A 16,096-nucleotide genomic window follows, 5' to 3' on the forward strand; every position below is an offset into this window, starting at 1 on the left:
CCCCATCCCCCAGACCCCTGACCCACCACCCCGGGGGATGGAAGGAGAGCGAGGAAGGCGGGCCGTCAGATCGGCGGGGCCCGCGGGGTCCGCGGGCCCCGGCCGGTCCGGGACTCGGCCGAGTCGGCCGGCTCGGCCGTGCCGTGCGCGCCCGCCTTGTGCGCTCCGTGCGCGCTCTGCGGGTGCACGGCCACGCCGAGAGTGGCCGGGGAGTCGCCCGTGACGGCGATGTCCCCCGACCGATCGGTGCGCAGCACCGTCGCGCCGAGCCCGCGCAACCGGTCCACCGTCCGTGGGGACGGGTGCCCGTAGGAATTGCCCTCGCCGCACGAGATCAACGCCAGCCTCGGTCGCAACGCGTCGACCAGGTCCCAGTACTGATGGGCGGACCCGTGGTGCGCCACCTTCAGGACGTCCACGCGCCCCAACCGCCCCGACAACGCGGCCTGCGCCGGTGGCTCCAGATCACCCAGCAACGCCATCCGCACCCCGCCGCCCACCGTCACCACCATCGCGACGCTCGCGTTGTTGGCACCCGGCGCCTCGACGTCCGTGCCCGCACCCGGCCAGACCACGTCCCACGCCAACTCCGCTCCCGCCGAGCGACGTTCACCCCGCCTGGCGCGAATCAGCGGCACGCCCGCGCCGGCCGCCCACCCCGCCACCCGGGCCGCCTCGCCCGGGGGATCGTCCAGCGTGGTGCTCTCGATCGCACCGACTCTGCGCCCCCGCAACACTCCGGGCACGCCCTCGACGTGGTCAGCGTGAAAGTGCGTCACCAAAAGCAACGGCACGCCCGTAACGCCCAAGTCCCGCAGGCACCGATCGGCCGCGTTCGGATCCGGCCCCGCATCGACCACCACCGCACTGCCCGGCGCATCCGTCCGCAGCACCAGCATGTCTCCCTGCCCGATGTCGCACATCACCATCCGCCACCCTGGCGGCGGCCAGCCCGTGGCGATCCGACTCAGCACCGGTGGGCGCAGCAGCACCGTCATCAGGACCACCAGCAGCACACCGGCCACCAGCGCCCGCACCCATCGCCGCCGGGGAGGACGCGCACCGGGCTCCGCCCGCCGGGGCAGCAGCAAGGGCGCCGCCCAACAGGCCGCCAGCGTGGCCAGCCCGACCGTCACGACCCCGAACCACCCACCGGGCCAGGCCAGTTGTCCACCGGGCAGCTCGGCGCCCCGCCGCGCCACCAGGGCCAGCCAGCTCGCCGGCACCCCGGCCGGCTCCGCGAGCAGCCGGGCCAGTGCCGGGGAGAGCGGCTGCAGCACGAGCACCCCGAAGCCGAGCAGCGTCGCCGGGGCCACCGCCAGCTCGGCCAGCAGGTTGCACGGGATCGCGACCAGGCTGACGTGTCCGGACAGCACCACCGTCACCGGCGTGCACAGCGCCTGGGCCCCCGCCGTCGCCGCGAGGGCGCCCGCCAGGTGGTGCGGCCAGCGCCGGGACCTCAGCGCCTCGGCCCAGTGCGACCCGAGGACGAGCAGCCCCGCGGTGGCGAGCACGGAGAGCAGGAAGCCGTACGACCGCGCCAGATAGGGATCCAGCAGCACCAGGACCAGCACCGCCCCGGCGAGCGCGGGCACGGCCTGCCGGGGACGGCCGGTGGCAAGCGCGAGCATGCCGATCAGGCCCGTCCCCGCCGCCCGCAGCACGCTGGGCTCCGGTCGGCAGATCGTGACGAACGCCAGTGTGAGCGCCGTCCCGAGCAGGGCGCTGGTGCGCAGCGAGAGGCCCAGCAGCGCCGCGAGCCCGCGCCGTTCGGGCGTGCCCGCCTGGCCCGGGGCGCCCAGCAGGACGCCGAGGACGATCGCCAGGTTGGCCCCGCTCACGGCCACCAGGTGCACGAGGTCGGTGGCGCGGAAGGCGTCCAGGAGGTCGTCGGAGAGCCGCGAGGTGTCCCCGACGACGAGCCCGGGCAGGAGCCCCCGCGCGTCCGGCGGGAGCCCGTCGCTCGCCGTCCGCAGTCCCTCGCGCAGTCGCCCGGCGATCCGCTGCGGCAGGCTCGGCGGCGCGAGCAGCCGGGGCTCGCCCCGGGCCACCAGCAGTGCCGCCGCCTCCGTGTCGTACCCCTCCCCCGCCGGCCTGACCTCGGCCTCCACCGCGAGCCGGGCGGACGGGAGCAGCCCTTGCCACGGGCCGGCGTCCTGGCCCCGCACCATCACCGTGACCGGTGTCCGGGTCTGGACGGCCCGCTCCCCGGAGACGGTGACGCGGTCCACCACGGCGTCCAGCGTGAGCACGGACTGCCCGCCGGTCGTACCGCCCCGGAACGCATGGGACTTGGGATCGCCCACGACGGTCAGTTCGACCTCCACGCCCCGGACCGGCTCGCCCGGCTGACGCGGCGGACGGTGCTCGGCCGCCCGGGCGAGTCCCGGCAGCGGCCCGCGGTGCAGGTCGGCGGTGTGCAGGAGCGTCGCGGAGGCCGACGCCGCACCGGTGAGCAGGATCGCGGCCAGCGTCGTCGCCGCGCCTCCCCGGCGCAGTGCTCCCGGCCGGGCGAGCATCACGGCACCCGCGGCGGCGGCCGCGCCGGCGAGCCAGTAGAACACGGCGTCGTGCCCCGGCGCCCGCCCAAGGAGCGCCGCTGCGACCACCCAAGCGGCGACCGCCGGGAGCAGCAGCCGGAAGTCGGTGCGGGCGGTGTGAACGGACGAGGTCTGGTCGGTGGCGGACACGGCGGTACCTCCCTTCGGCGGGACGGGCTGGTGGACGGGACGTCAGAGGGTGAGCAGCGGGCGGAGTTCCGCGTACGTCCGCGCGCCGATCCCGCTGACCTGCCGGAGCTGGTCGAGCGTGCGGAACGAGCCATGCGACGTGCGGAACGCGAGGATGCGTTGGGCGAGGGTCGGGCCGACACCGGGGAGGGTGTCGAGCTGTTCGAGGGTGGCCCGGTTGAGGCTGACGGACTGCCTGGACGGGACGACCGACGGCGGCCCCGGGCCGGGACCGGCGGCGACGCCGGGGTCCGTGCCGGGCGGGGGTGCCGGTTCGCCGACACGGATCTGTTCGCCGTCCGTCAGCACCCGGGCCAGGTTGAGGCTCCGGGTGTCCGTCTCCGGCAGCGGACCTCCCGCCGCCCGAAGGGCGTCGGCCACGCGCGAGCCGCCTGGCAGGGTGTGCAGTCCTGGCGCGTGGACCCGGCCTCCGACGTCCACGACGACGACGGGCTCGACGGCGGGCGGCGGCGCCGGCCCGGGCGGACCGCCCTCCGCACCCGTCTCGGCCGCCCCGGACGGGAGCGGCTGCATCGACGTCACCGGCGCCGCCGAGCCCGCCGTCAGCGCCGGCACCGCGACCGCCTGCGGCCGGGCCAGCCAGAAGTGCTGCACGGCGTACCCGACCGCGAACAGGAGCAGGACGGCCAGCCCCACCACCGCCCGCCGGTCCAGGACCATCGCCGGCCCGAACCGGAACGGCACCCGGTGGCCGTCCTCCGGCGGCTCCACCGGATCGGGCTCACCCCGAGGCCCACCCCGAGGCTCACCCGAGGGCGCGCCCACCGAGCCCACCGCGCCGACACGCGAAACGGACTCCGCGGGCGGCGCCCCTGCGGCCGCAGCCTCTCCGACCCCCGCACCGGCAGCCGCACGCGCAGGGGCTCCTGCCACAGTCGTCAGCGGCAACGTGCCCGCCCCCGGCAACACGGCCGCCATCCGCAACCGGACGGTCTCGTTGATCTCGTGGCGCTTCGCCGCGCCCAGGCCCATGCTCGTCATGCGGAGCACGCTAGGAGTCCGCGATCGAACGCGCGGACATTACCGAAAGCCTGTGGATAACACGGGAGTTGTGGATAAATCAGCTAGCCCGGAAGAGTGATGGCACACCCATCACATTGACACCGCCCCCTGCACTCCCCTGCACCTCACGCCCCTACACCACCGGCGGGACCACCACCGGCGACACCACCACCGCCAGCAGCCCCGGCCCGACGTGCGCCCCGATGACGGCCCCCACCTCGCCGACGTACAGCTCCCGCAGCCCCGGCACCCGCCCCCGCAGCCGCTCCGCGAGCGGCTCCGCCCGGTCCTCCGCCGCCAGGTGGTGCACGGTGATGTCGACCGGCCCCTCCCCGGAGCGCTCCACCGCGATCTCCTCCAGCCGCGCGATCGCCCGCGAGGCCGTCCGCACCTTCTCCAGCGGCTCGATCCGCCCGCCGTGCAGGTGCAGCAGCGGCTTGACGGCCAGCGCCGAGCCGAGCAGCGCCCGCGCCGCGCCGATCCGGCCGCCGCGCCGCAGGTGTTCCAGGGTGTCGACGTAGAAGAAGCCGCTGGTCCCGCCCGCCCGCCGGGTCGCGGCACCGGCCGCGCCGGCCAGGTCCTCCCCCGCCGCGATGGCCTCGGCCGCCGCCAGCACCCCGTACCCGAGGGCCATGCCCACGAGCCGGCTGTCGACCACCTCCACCGGGACCGGCGCCTCGGCCGCCGCCAGCCGGGCGGCCTCCACCGTGCCGGAGAGCTCGCCCGAGATGTGCACCGAGACGATGCCCCGGGCCCCGGCCTCGGCCGCCGCGCGGTAGGCCGCCGCGAAGGACTCGGGGTTCGGCCGGGAGGTCGTCACGCGCTGCTTGCCGCGCAGCGCCTCGGCGACGTCCTTCGGCGAGATCTCGACGCCCTCGGCGAGAACGGCGTCGCCGACCGCGACGCTCAGCGGGACCACCGTGATCCCGTGCCGGTCGAGGGCCTCCTGCGGCAGATAGGCCGTGGAATCCGTGACAAGGGCGAGGTCGGAGGGCATGAGGCGGAGGTTACTCCCCGTTCGGCCGGGATGACAGCGCCCGCCGTCCGGCACCCGTGCGGCACCGCGGCGGCACTCGAACAGCCCCGCGCGGCGACTCGAACGGCAGCCCCGACAGGCGCCCCCGAACGCCGACGGCGGTCGGCGCCGCCACCGGATCAGCCCGCCGAGGAACCGGCCGAGGGCCCCGCGGACGGCTTCCGCAGCCGCTGCGCGATCTTGGCCAGCGGGTCGCCGAGCCCGAGCAGGTCCTCGGCACTCGGCCGCCCCTTCCCGTCGGTGAGCCCGGCCCGGGGAGCCGACGCCCGCCCGGCCGCCCCCGCCGAACCGGCCGGAGCGGAAGCCGAAGCAGAAGCAGAAGCCGAGCCAGAACCAGCACCCGTACCAGAAGCAGCACCCGCACCAGCACCGGCACCCGACGTGGAACCAGCAGCAGAACCCGCCCCCGCACTGTCCCAGTGCCGCAGCGCCCCCGCCTCGCTCTCGCACTCCTGGCCGAGCCGGCTCAGCTCGTCCTCCGCGAAGCGGTGCATCCGGTCCTGCGCCGCCCACCGCATGGTCTCCGCGGAGTGGGTGATCCGCTCGGCGCGCTCCCGCAGCTCGGGCAGTTTGGCCGCGATCCGCCCGGTGTCGGGCTCACGCTCCAACACGCGCAGTTCGCCGTCGAGTTCGGCCGCGTGGGCGTCCAGCCGGGTCAGCAGTGCGAGCGCCTCGCCGAGCTGGCCGTCCTGGGCGAGGCCGGACTCCAGGACCTGCCGGGTGCCGTCGAGCGAGGTGCGCAGGCCCAGCCGGACGGCGGCGATCTGCCCCTGCGGTCCGGGTTTGGCGAAGGTCTTGGCCTTGAGCGTGGCGTTCTCGACCGCCCGCCGGGCGTTGGCCTCGTGGCGCTCGACCTTGGCGGCGACGGCCTTGGCCGCCTTGACGGTGCCGACGACGGCCAGCACGACCACCGCGATCCCGATGAGCAGGGCCAGTCCGAGCATCACGCCGAGCACGTCCATCACGAGCCACCTTCCGCCACCGGGCCGACCGCCGCCGGTCCGACCCCACCGATTCGACCCCTCGGGCCAACGCGGGCCGCCCCGCCGAGGGTTCCACGGTAGCCGCCGGACCGGTCCCGGGGGCAGGCCGAACGGGCCCGGACGCCCGAGATCAGGGACAGATCGGGGATCCCCCGGAAGGCCCACACCCCACCCGGAAGACCCGCGCCCCCACCCCAGGGGGGTCCCCACCCCGGAAAGCCCGCACGCCACCCCGGCCGCCACCGGGAACGAGCCCCGACAAGTACGAACCCCGCCGAGAACGAGCCAAGACGAGAAGCGAGCCCCGACGAGAACGGGCGGGCGCCCCGAAGGACGCCCGCCCGCACGAGCACGGACTCAGGAGAGCCCCTCAGCCCGTCACCCCATCACCCCATCACCTCGTCGCTCGTCACCCCGTGACGATGTTGACCAGCTTCGGCGCCCGCGCGATCACCTTGCGCACCGGAGCGTCCCCGATCGCCGCGACGACCGCCGGGTCGGCCAGGGCCAGCGCCTCCAGCTCGGCGTCCGAGATCGTCGGCGCGACCTCCAGCCGGGCCTTGACCTTGCCCTTGATCTGCACGACGCAGGTCACGGCCTCGTCAACGACGTACGCCGGGTCGGCGACCGGGTAGTCGGTGTGCGCCAGCGAGTCGCCGTGGCCCAGCCGGCGCCACAGCTCCTCCGCGACGTGCGGGGCCAGCGGCGCGACCAGCAGCACCAGCTGCTCGGCGACGGCCCGCGGCGTGGAGCCGCGCTTGACCAGGTGGTTGTTCAGCTCGATGGCCTTGGCCACGGCCGTGTTGAAGCGCAGCCCGGCCATGTCGCCGCGGATGCCGTCGATCGCCTTGTGCAGCGCGCGCAGCGTGGCCTCGTCGGCCGGCTCGTCGGTGACGACCAGCTCGCCGGTCGACTCCGAGACGACGTTGCGCCACAGCCGCTGCAGGAAGCGGTACGAGCCGATGACGGCGCGGGTGTCCCACGGGCGGGAGACGTCCAGCGGGCCCATCGACATCTCGTACAGGCGCAGCGTGTCGGCGCCGTACTCGTCGGCGATGTCGTCGGGGGCGACGGCGTTCTTCAGGGACTTGCCCATCTTGCCGGCCTCGCGCTTGACCGGCTCGCCCTGCCAGAAGTACGTGCCGTCGCGCTCCTCGATCTCGGCGGCGGGCACCGGGAAGCCGCGCTCGTCGCGGTAGACGTCGGCGGTGATCATGCCCTGGTTGAACAGCTTGTGGAACGGCTCGACGGACGAGACGTGGCCCAGGTCGTGCAGCACCTTGTGCCAGAAGCGCGCGTACAGCAGGTGCAGCACCGCGTGCTCGGCGCCGCCGACGTACAGGTCGGCGCCGCCGGCCGGCTTGGTGGCGGTCGGGCCCAGCCAGTAGCGCTCGTTGGCCGGGTCGACGACGGCCGCGCCGTTGGACGGGTCGACGTAGCGCAGCTCGTACCAGCACGAACCCGCCCAGTTGGGCATGGTGTTGGTCTCGCGGCGGTAGCGCTTGGGCCCGTCGCCCAGGTCCAGCTCGACGTTGACCCAGTCCTCGTTGCGGGACAGCGGCGTCTTGGGCGAGGAGGTGGAGTCGTACGGGTCGTAGGTGTGCGGCGAGTAGTCGTCGACCTCGGGCACCTCGACCGGCAGCATCGACTCGGGCAGCGCGTGCATCACGCCGTCCTCGTCGTAGACGATCGGGAAGGGCTCGCCCCAGTACCGCTGGCGGCTGAACAGCCAGTCGCGCAGGCGGTAGTTGACGGTGCCCTCGCCGATGCCGCGCTCGGCCAGCCAGGCGGTGGCGGCGGCCTTGGCGGCGACGATGCTCAGCCCGTCCAGGGACAGGTCGCCCTGCTCCCGGGCGGAGTTGACGATGACGGAGTCGTACGTGTCGAACGCGTCGTCCCAGGTCGACGGGTCCTCGTCGCGCCCGTCGGTGGGCTTGACGACGCAGCGCATCGGCAGCGCGAAGGCGCGGGCGAAGGCGAAGTCGCGGTGGTCGTGGGCGGGGACGGCCATGATGGCGCCGGTGCCGTAGCCCATCAGCACGTAGTCGGCGATGAAGACCGGGACGGGCTGTCCGCTGACCGGGTTGACGGCGTGGGCGCCGGTGAAGACGCCGGTCTTGACCTTGGCCTCGACCTGCCGCTCGACGTCCGACTTGGCGGCGGCGGCCGCGCGGTAGGCGGCGACGGCCTCGGCGGGGGTGGCGGCGCCGCCGGTCCACTCGGCGGGGACGCCGGCGGGCCACTCGGCGGGCACGATGGTGTCGACCAGGCCGTGCTCGGGGGCCAGGACCATGTAGGTGGCGCCGAACAGGGTGTCGGGGCGGGTGGTGAAGACGGTGATCTTCTCGCCCTCGCCCTCGCCCGCGCCCTCGCCCGCGCCCTCGCCCGTGCCCGCGCCCGCACCGATCGCGAAGTCGACCCGGGCACCCTCGGAGCGCCCGATCCAGTTGCGCTGCTGCAGCTTGATGGCCTCGGGCCAGTCCAGCAGGTCCAGGTCGGCGATCAGCCGGTCGGAGTAGGCGGTGATCCGCATCATCCACTGGCGCAGGTTGGACTTGAACACCGGGAAGTTGCCGCGCTCGGAGCGGCCGTCCGAGGTGACCTCCTCGTTGGCCAGCACGGTACCCAGCCCGGGGCACCAGTTGACCGGCACCTCCTTGGCGTAGGCCAGGCGGTACTCGCCCAGGACCTCGTCGCGCTCGGCGGCCGACAGCTGCGACCAGGCGCGCCCGCCCGGCACCTCGCGCGAGCCGGACTCGAAGGCGGCGACCAGCTCGGCGATCGGACGGGCCTTGCCGGCGTCCTCGTCGTACCAGGAGTTGAAGATCTGCAGGAAGATCCACTGGGTCCAGCGGTAGTACTCCGGGTCGATCGTGGAGATCGAGCGGCGCGGGTCGTGGCCCAGGCCCAGCCGGCGCAGCTGCTGGCGCATGTTGGCGATGTTGGCCTCGGTGGAGACCCGCGGGTGGGTGCCGGTCTGCACCGCGTACTGCTCGGCGGGCAGGCCGAACGCGTCGTAGCCCAGCGTGTGCAGCACGTTGTGGCCGGTCATCCGCTGGTAGCGGGCGTAGACGTCGGTGGCGATGTAGCCCAGCGGGTGGCCGACGTGCAGGCCCGCGCCCGAGGGGTACGGGAACATGTCCATGATGAAGCTGTGCGGCTTCGCGGCGACGTCGCCCGCGGCCGGGTCGGCCAGGTCGCCGGCCGGGTTGGGAGCGTTGAAGGTGCCTTCCTTCTCCCAGATGTCCTGCCAGCGGGACTCGATCTCCGCCGCCAGCGCGGCGCTGTACCGGAACGGCTCGGTCGCGGGCTCGGCCGCGCCGGACGCAGGGGTCGTCTCGCTCATGGTCCTTCAAGCTCCATCGATGTCAGTTGGCGAACCGCGCACGTGAACCACCGCGCACGTGAACCGTGCACGGGGTCGTGTTCGTGGACCGGACGCGGGGACCGGGCACGTGCACCCCGGACGCGGCGGGCCGGGTACCGGAAGACCCCGGACCGGACCGGAAACGGGGCGGAAAACAAAAAAGCCCCTCGCAGGAGGGGACGCCACGCCGACTCCGGCACCGCCCGAGGGCGCAGCCGGTCCTGGTCAGCGCGGCCGGCTAAGGAGCAGGCGCACAGTTCGCATGGGCTCAGGGTACCGCAAGCGGGTCAGCGCGCTCCCGGGGATACCGCGCGCCCGGCCGCGTCGAAGTCGCGCAGCGCCCGCGCGACCCGCTCGGACTGCATGCCGGAGGCGAGCGTGCGGGCGGCGGCGGCGGTGCGGGCGGCCTCCCGCTGGTCGCCGAGGCGGCGGTGGGTCTCGGCCAGCCGGACCATGAGCAGCGCCTTGGCCCGGGCCCGGCCGGGGCCGAGGCCGGCGACGGCCTCGGCGAGCAGGGTCTTGGCCTTGCGGTGGTCGCCGAGGAACAGCCGGCCCTCACCCACCATGCCGGCGAGGTCGGCGCGGGCCTCCTCGGTGCCGGGCAGGCCTTCGAGTTCGGCGAAGGCCCGGTCGGCGGCCCCGGCGGCCTCCTCGGCCAGGCCGCGGCGCCCGTAGGCGCGGGAGATCCGGGCGAACTGGCGGGCCCGGCCGGGGGCGCCGAGGGCGTGGCCGTACGCGTCGAGGGCGGTGGTGAGCGCGGCGACGGCGTCCAGTCCGCGCCCGCCCGCGCCCTGGGTGGCGAGCACGACGAGGCCGCCGAGCACGAAGACGCCGAGCCGGGCGTCGCCGCTGACGTGGGCGGCGCGCAGCGCGGCGACGAACGCCCGCTGGGCGGCGGCGTCGTGGCCGAGGTCGTAGGCGGCCCAGCCGGCCAGCCGGGCGAGCCGGCTGGCCTGGCCGTAGAGGTCGCGGCCGAGCCGTTCGTCGTAGGCGCCGAGTTCCAGGAGCTTGGCCACCATGGCGAGTTCGGCGCGGCAGGGGCCGAGGACGAGGCCGCCGCCGCAGGAGCGTTCCAGCCGCTGCTTGCTGCGGTAGGAGAGGCCGAGTTCGCCGACGAGTCCGGGGTCGACGCGCAGCGCGCCCTCGCCGCCGCCGACGGGCGGGGGCGGCGAGGAAAGCCGTTCGGCGGCCTGGTCGAGGTCGGCGCTGCGGAAGAAGTCGGTGAGGCGGACGGGCCCGGCGTCGGTGGCGGCCTCGCGCAGGGCGGTCTGGGCGGTGTCGGCGGTCCACGGGTCGGTGAGCAGCCTCGGCGAGAGGATCTTGGCGCCGCGGTGGCCGCCCATCCGGCCCCAGAGCTGCTCGTAGGTGACGGCCATGCCGAGCGTGCGGCTGAGCACCTCGCACACGGTCTGGTCGTGCGGGCTGCGCGGCACCATGCCCCGGTCGCGCCACTTGTAGGGGGCGGTGGAGCTGATGGCCAGGCCGGGCGGCAGGGCGAGGCTCACCTCGCGGGCGAGCCGCTCCGGACTCCAGCCGAGCTGGTGCAGTATCCGGGCCAGTTCCTCGTTCCGCCTTCGCTCCAGATCGGCCATGGCACGACGGTAGCGGTCCTTCCGGGTCCCGTGCCGGTGGCATGCACAGTCGAGTGGCGTACGGCGGGGCACACGAAGCCTGAACGGCAGGACACACGAAGCCCGAACAGCGGGGCGCGCGAAGCCAGGTCGGCGGGGCGCACCGAGGCGGACGGCAGGGCGCGCGGGGCCCGCAACGGCCGAGGGCCGCTTCCCGGTTCGGGAAGCGGCCCTCAACTTCTGTGGAGCTATGGGGAATTGAACCCCAGACCTCTTGCATGCCATGCAAGCGCTCTACCAACTGAGCTATAGCCCCTTGACCTGCGATGTCACCGGGGTTTCCGTCCGGTTTCCCTCGGCGACATCGACTACTTTACACGGTCACGGGGGTGCTCCCCTAATCCGTTTCCGCGGCCGCCCCCGAGCGGGCCGGATGACGGCACGTCCGCAACACGCGGGCCCGGCAACGACGACCACAGCGCCCCCGGAAGCACGACCCCGGGAAACGCAAGAGGCCGCCACCCGGTGGGTGGCGGCCTCTCGGCGACTGTGGAGCTATGGGGAATTGAACCCCAGACCTCTTGCATGCCATGCAAGCGCTCTACCAACTGAGCTATAGCCCCGCGACACGTGCGGCACCGGCCAGGCCGGACCACTGGTGCGGAGTGGAGCTATGGGGAATTGAACCCCAGACCTCTTGCATGCCATGCAAGCGCTCTACCAACTGAGCTATAGCCCCGCACTCACCGGATCTCCCGCTTCCCTTCCGGGCCGCGTTCCTTCCCTGCGAACGAGGAAGACTCTAGCTGGTCAGGCCCGGAACTGCGAAATCCGCCCCTGCGAGCCACCTGCGGGCAACCTACGAGTCCCTCCCGGGCCCCGCGCTCCCGCTCCCGCTCCGCACCCCGCCGCCGACACTCAGGTGTCGTCGCCGATGACCGGCTGCGGGAGCGTGCCCGCGTTGTGCTCCAGCAGGCGCCAGCCGCGCGCCCCCCGGCCCAGCACCGACCAGCAGCAGTTGGACAGCCCGCCGAAGCACTCCCAGAGCGCCGGCTCCAGGCCGAGCAGGCGCCCGAGCATGGTGCGGATCGTCCCGCCGTGGCTGACCACGACCAGCGTGCCGCTCTCCGGCAGCTTGTCGACCGCCTCCAGCACCACGGGCACCGAGCGGTCCGCGACCTCGCTGGACAGCTCGCCGCCGCCGCGCCGCACCGGCTCGCCGGCCGCCCAGGCCGCGTACTCCTCGGGGTAGCGGGCCCGGATCTCGGCGTTGGTCAGCCCCTGCCAGGAGCCCGCGTACGTCTCCCGCAGGCCCTCGTGGTGCTGTACGTCGAGCCCGGTGATCCTGGCGAGCTCGTCGGCGGTGCGCCTGGCCCGCTTGAGGTCGGAGGAGATCAGCAGGTCGGGGCGGAGCCCCGAGAGCAGCCGGGCGGCGCGCTGCGCCTGCAGCACGCCGTGGCCGGTCAGCTCGATGTCGGTCGTGCCCTGGAACCGCGATTCGAGGTTCCAGGAGGTCTGACCGTGGCGCCAGAAGACGATGCGCGGGCCCCGCGCGGCCGGGCTCAGAACTGCTCCTCGGGCTTGCCGAAGTCGTCGGCCGGGGCGACGGCGTTGCCGGCCTCGTCGGTGTGGGCGTCCGGGCGGTTGCGCGAGGCGATGGCGTCCTCGGGCAGCGGCAGCTCGGGGCAGTCCTTCCAGAGCCGGTCCAGCGAGTAGAAGGAGCGCTCCTCGGAGTGCTGGACGTGCACGACGATGTCCAGGTAGTCGAGCAGGATCCAGCGGCCGTCGCGCTCGCCCTCGCGGCGCACCGGCTTGATGTCCAGCTGCTCGCGCAGCTGGTCCTCGATCTCCTCGGCGATGGAGCGGACCTGGCGGTCGTTGTTCGCGGACGCGATCAGGAAGGCGTCGGTGATCGACAGCACCTCGCTGACGTCGAAGGCGATGATGTTGTGCGCCAGCTTGTCGGCCGCCGCCTGGGCGGCGACGGTGATGAGCTGCTGGCTGTGGTCGGTGACGGTCACGGTGTACTTCCGGGTCGGCGGCGTGGGGCTGCCCCGACGCACCGCCGGGACCGCATTCCAGGATCTCACGCCGCCCGGGCCGCCCCGGAACCGCTTTTTTTCCGGTACGCGTAGGGGCCGGGGTCGCCCGGCCCCCACGCGCACCGCCGGCCGCCGGCCGGCTACTGGTTCTTCGGTGGCTGGTAGTCCTTGCCGAGGACGACGACCAGGTCCGCGTTCTGGGCGTCACCGACCTTCTTCACCGCCGTGTCCGGCAGCCCGAGGCTGGTCGCCAGGGACTTCGCGGCGGCCTGCCGGGCGTCGTCGGTGTAGCGGATCTCACTGGCCGCCTGCGGCGCGCCCTTGGCGCCGCCGGGGATGAAGGTCAGGCCCGCGTTCACGATCTGGACCTGTGCGGAGGCGGCGGCCTGGTCGCTTCCGGAGGCGTCCTGGACCGACACGCGCGCCGGGGCGTCGCCCGCGACGGCCGACTTCACGGTGCCGCCGAGCACGTCCTTGACCTGCTTGCCGGCGGTGGCCTCGTCCAGCGAGCCGTCCGGCTTGACGGTCAGCGCCGTGGTGCCGAAGTGGCCGTCCTTGGCCTGCTGGGCGAGCTGGGCGAGCACCCCGGCGAGGGCGTCCTCGGGCAGCGACGGGTCGAGCACCGCGTTCATCCGGTGCACGTCGTCCTTGGCCTCGTTGAAGTCGGTGGGCATGGTGCGCACGACGGCGTCCATGACCTGGCCGAACCGGGCGAGCTGGGCGTCGCGGTTCTCCCCCGCCGCCTGCAGGGTCGCGTAGGCCACCGCGGCCTTGCCGTTGAGCAGGGTGTTCTTGCCGGCCGCACTGAGCAGGGCGCCGTCCGGCTTGCCGCCGTCGTGGGTCTCGGCGTTGGTGTCCACCCGGACGCCGCCGAGCTGGTTGACCAGCAGTTCCAGGTAGGGGGTGTCCAGCCGCCAGGTGCCGGCCACGGGGGCGCCGAGCACGGCGGACAGGCCGTCGCGGGTGGCGGCGGCGCCCATCGAGGGGTCCAGCGCCTGGCTGACCGGGGCGACGGCCGGGTCGCCCGGGCCGGGCAGCCGCAGGGTGTCGGGGAGCAGCAGCACGGTGCCCTTGCCCCCGGCGGCGTCGTTGACGAGCAGCGCGCTGGAGACCTTGCCCTGCAGGTCGCGCAGGTGCACGACGTTGACCTGGCGCTTGCCGGCCGCCTTGGCCGCGGTCTGCTTGCTGTCGCCGGTGAAGAACAGGTAGCCGCCGACGCCGCCCGCGGCCAGCGCGACGGCGACACCGAGGCCGATCAGCCGGTTGCGCAGCCGCCGGCGGCGCTCGGCGCGCACCTCGCTGCGGGACTCGGCGAACTTCAGCCAGTCGATGACGTCCTCGGTCTCCTCCGCCTCCTCGTCGACGAAGGTGAACTCACCGGTGGTGTAGGAGTCCTTGGGCTCCTTGGCGCCCTTGGGCGTGCGGCTTCCGCCGACCATCTCGGACGGCTGCGCGGGCTTGGCCGGCGCCGTCCCGGCGGGCTTGGGCGTGCGCGGGCGCGGCGGCACGGGCGCGGCGGCCGGCGCCGGGGCGACGGGCTCGGGCGCGGCGGGGGCCACGGGGGCCGCGTGGGCCACCTGCACCGCGTCCCCGGCCTGCGGCTCGGCCACCGGGTACGCCTGCTGCTGGTAGCCGTCGTAGGCGTACGGCTGCGGCTCCTGGTAGCCGTAGCCGCCCTGCTGGTACGCCTGCACGGGCTGCCCGTACTGGTCGTACTGCTGCACCGGCTGCTGCCCGTAGGACTCGTACGGCTCGTACTGCTGCGGGGCCTGCCCCTGCTGCTGGTAGGCCTGGTACGGCTGCTGCTGGTACTGCTCCTGGTAGCCGCCGTACGGGTCCTGGCCGTACGCGGGCGCCGCCGGCACGGGCTGCCCGTACTGGTCGTACTGCTGCACCGGCTGCTGCCCGTACGGCTGGTACTGCGGGTACTGCCCGGTCGACCAGTCCTCCGGGCGCTGCCCCGCGTCGCCGCCGCTGCGATCAGTCACGCATACGCTCCTGGTCAGGTCCCGTGCGGCGCGTACAGCGCCCGCTTGTCGATGTAGCGGACCACGCCGTCCGGCACGAGGTACCAGACCGGCTCGCCCTTGGCGACCCGGTTGCGGCAGTCCGTGGAGGAGATGGCCAGCGCGGGGACCTCCACCAGGGAGACCCCGCCCACCGGGAGTCCGGCGTCGGACAGAGTGTGCCCCGGCCGGGTGCACCCGATGAAGTGGGCGAGCGAGAAGAGTTCGTCGGAGTCGCGCCAGGACAGGATCTGGGCGAGCGCGTCGGCGCCGGTGATGAAGAAGAGGTCGGCGTCGGGGTGCAGCGCGTGCAGGTCGCGCAGGGTGTCGACGGTGTACGTCGGGCCCTCGCGGTCGATGTCGATCCGGCTGACCGAGAACTGCGGGTTCTCGGCGGTGGCGATGACCGTCATCAGGTAGCGGTCCTCGGCCGGGGTGACGCGGCGGTCGCTCTTCTGCCACGGCTGCCCGGTCGGCACGAAGATCACCTCGTCCAGGTGGAACGCGCTCGCCACCTCGCTGGCGGCGACCAGGTGGCCGTGGTGGATCGGGTCGAAGGTGCCGCCCATCACGCCGAGGCGCTTCTTCACCGGTTCCGGTCCGCCGGGAATCCCGGCCTGCTCTCCCATGGCGAGACACCTTACGCGACGCCCGTTGCGGTGCGGGAACACCCGTGTGGGAGCAGGCCGCACGTGCGGCCCGGACATGCGTGAGGGAGCGGCCGGCGGGTGTGCCGGACGCTCCCCGAGCGACCCCTGGCCCGGCTCAGCGGTCCCGGTTGAAGCGGGTGGTCACGTAGAGCAGGAGCAGCAGGACGAACAGTGCGGCGCCACCCGAGAGGTACGGGTTGAGGCTGTCGTGGTTGCCCCCCTCGCCGTCGGCGAGCAGGTTCAGGACGGGCAGTGCGGCGGCGGTGTTCATGGTCTGCTGGACCTTCTCGGCTCGGAGGACGGACCTGGGGGTGCTGGCGGGCCGGTGAGGGCCCACCCGTCATCGTACGGGGGGTGACGGGGCAACCGCTCGGCGGCCCACCGCCGCTGACCGGGCGTGAGCGAACGGTGCCACCGCGCGGGACGCGTCCGCCCCGGGACGCGTCCTAGTTGCCGCGGAAGGCGCGGGCCATGATCCAGACCAGCAGGCCGACCCCGACGAACGACGCGATGATGATGATCCGCAGGAACAGGCCCGGGCCGGGCTCGTCCGAGATCGGTGCGGCCAGGCTGACAAGGGCGTCGGTGGACATCTGCGGTGCTCCTCGGACTGCTCGGTTACCGCGGCCGGGTCCGGTCTCGGTTCTCCAGGGCCCTCAGGGTAAACCGGCCTCACACCGGGGCCCGCC

The 16,096-nt window shown here is 74.0% G+C and carries 12 protein-coding genes and 3 tRNA genes; all 15 read right to left on the reverse strand.

The genetic code is table 11. The features are described from left to right. Positions 1 to 65 precede the first annotated feature (65 nt). Positions 66 to 2,690: a ComEC/Rec2 family competence protein gene (locus ACFXDE_RS29440; protein WP_380497716.1), complete on the reverse strand. Its 2,625-nt coding sequence runs from the start codon at positions 2,688 to 2,690 to the stop codon at positions 66 to 68. Between the two features lie 42 nt (positions 2,691 to 2,732). Then, positions 2,733 to 3,461: a helix-hairpin-helix domain-containing protein gene (locus ACFXDE_RS29445; RefSeq protein ID WP_380497717.1), complete on the reverse strand. Its 729-nt coding sequence runs from the start codon at positions 3,459 to 3,461 to the stop codon at positions 2,733 to 2,735. A gap of 424 nt (positions 3,462 to 3,885) precedes the next feature. Beyond that, the gene (locus ACFXDE_RS29450; protein ID WP_380446147.1) at positions 3,886 to 4,749 is read right to left on the reverse strand and encodes a DegV family protein; all 864 of its coding nucleotides are present in this window, start codon (positions 4,747 to 4,749) and stop codon (positions 3,886 to 3,888) included. 158 nt (positions 4,750 to 4,907) lie between these two features. Then, positions 4,908 to 5,750, reverse strand: coding sequence for a hypothetical protein (locus ACFXDE_RS29455; protein ID WP_380497718.1), 843 nt, complete (start codon positions 5,748 to 5,750; stop codon positions 4,908 to 4,910). 430 nt (positions 5,751 to 6,180) lie between these two features. After that, positions 6,181 to 9,117, reverse strand: coding sequence for a leucine--tRNA ligase (gene leuS / locus ACFXDE_RS29460; RefSeq protein ID WP_380497719.1), 2,937 nt, complete (start codon positions 9,115 to 9,117; stop codon positions 6,181 to 6,183). 308 nt (positions 9,118 to 9,425) lie between these two features. Continuing rightward, entirely contained in the window at positions 9,426 to 10,730 is a 1,305-nt protein-coding gene (locus ACFXDE_RS29465; RefSeq protein WP_380497720.1) for a hypothetical protein, read from the reverse strand. 222 nt (positions 10,731 to 10,952) lie between these two features. Then, a tRNA-Ala gene (locus ACFXDE_RS29470) sits at positions 10,953 to 11,025 on the reverse strand. 234 nt (positions 11,026 to 11,259) lie between these two features. Then, a tRNA-Ala gene (locus tag ACFXDE_RS29475) sits at positions 11,260 to 11,332 on the reverse strand. A gap of 43 nt (positions 11,333 to 11,375) precedes the next feature. Continuing rightward, positions 11,376 to 11,448, reverse strand: a tRNA-Ala gene (locus tag ACFXDE_RS29480). A 179-nt stretch (positions 11,449 to 11,627) separates the two neighbouring features. Continuing rightward, entirely contained in the window at positions 11,628 to 12,275 is a 648-nt protein-coding gene (locus ACFXDE_RS29485; RefSeq protein ID WP_380446156.1) for a histidine phosphatase family protein, read from the reverse strand. Further along, entirely contained in the window at positions 12,272 to 12,730 is a 459-nt protein-coding gene (rsfS, locus tag ACFXDE_RS29490) for a ribosome silencing factor (protein WP_380446143.1), read from the reverse strand. Before rsfS ends, ACFXDE_RS29485 begins: the two co-directional genes overlap by 4 nt. Positions 12,731 to 12,891: 161 nt before the next feature. Continuing rightward, complete coding sequence (locus ACFXDE_RS29495; protein ID WP_380497721.1) at positions 12,892 to 14,739, reverse strand: LCP family protein; 1,848 nt, start codon at positions 14,737 to 14,739, stop codon at positions 12,892 to 12,894. Positions 14,740 to 14,753: 14 nt separating this feature from the next. After that, positions 14,754 to 15,386: a nicotinate-nucleotide adenylyltransferase gene (nadD, locus tag ACFXDE_RS29500; RefSeq protein ID WP_380497723.1), complete on the reverse strand. Its 633-nt coding sequence runs from the start codon at positions 15,384 to 15,386 to the stop codon at positions 14,754 to 14,756. 136 nt (positions 15,387 to 15,522) lie between these two features. Continuing rightward, entirely contained in the window at positions 15,523 to 15,678 is a 156-nt protein-coding gene (locus ACFXDE_RS29505) for a hypothetical protein (protein ID WP_380446141.1), read from the reverse strand. 175 nt (positions 15,679 to 15,853) lie between these two features. After that, positions 15,854 to 16,000: a hypothetical protein gene (locus tag ACFXDE_RS29510; RefSeq protein WP_380446140.1), complete on the reverse strand. Its 147-nt coding sequence runs from the start codon at positions 15,998 to 16,000 to the stop codon at positions 15,854 to 15,856. Positions 16,001 to 16,096 lie beyond the last annotated feature (96 nt).

This window comes from Kitasatospora sp. NPDC059408, from assembly GCF_042751525.1.
Taxonomy (GTDB): domain Bacteria; phylum Actinomycetota; class Actinomycetes; order Streptomycetales; family Streptomycetaceae; genus Kitasatospora.

Bases quoted from the DNA above. Each gene is read 5' to 3' on its own strand.
- ACFXDE_RS29450 (WP_380446147.1), bottom strand. From the start codon at position 4,749: ATGCCCTCCGACCTCGCCCTTGTCACGGATTCCACGGCCTATCTGCCG.
- ACFXDE_RS29455 (WP_380497718.1), bottom strand. From the start codon at position 5,750: ATGGACGTGCTCGGCGTGATGCTCGGACTGGCCCTGCTCATCGGGATC.
- leuS (WP_380497719.1), bottom strand. From the start codon at position 9,117: ATGAGCGAGACGACCCCTGCGTCCGGCGCGGCCGAGCCCGCGACCGAG.
- ACFXDE_RS29465 (WP_380497720.1), bottom strand. From the start codon at position 10,730: ATGGCCGATCTGGAGCGAAGGCGGAACGAGGAACTGGCCCGGATACTG.
- nadD (WP_380497723.1), bottom strand. From the start codon at position 15,386: ATGGGAGAGCAGGCCGGGATTCCCGGCGGACCGGAACCGGTGAAGAAG.
- ACFXDE_RS29505 (WP_380446141.1), bottom strand. From the start codon at position 15,678: ATGAACACCGCCGCCGCACTGCCCGTCCTGAACCTGCTCGCCGACGGC.
- ACFXDE_RS29510 (WP_380446140.1), bottom strand. From the start codon at position 16,000: ATGTCCACCGACGCCCTTGTCAGCCTGGCCGCACCGATCTCGGACGAG.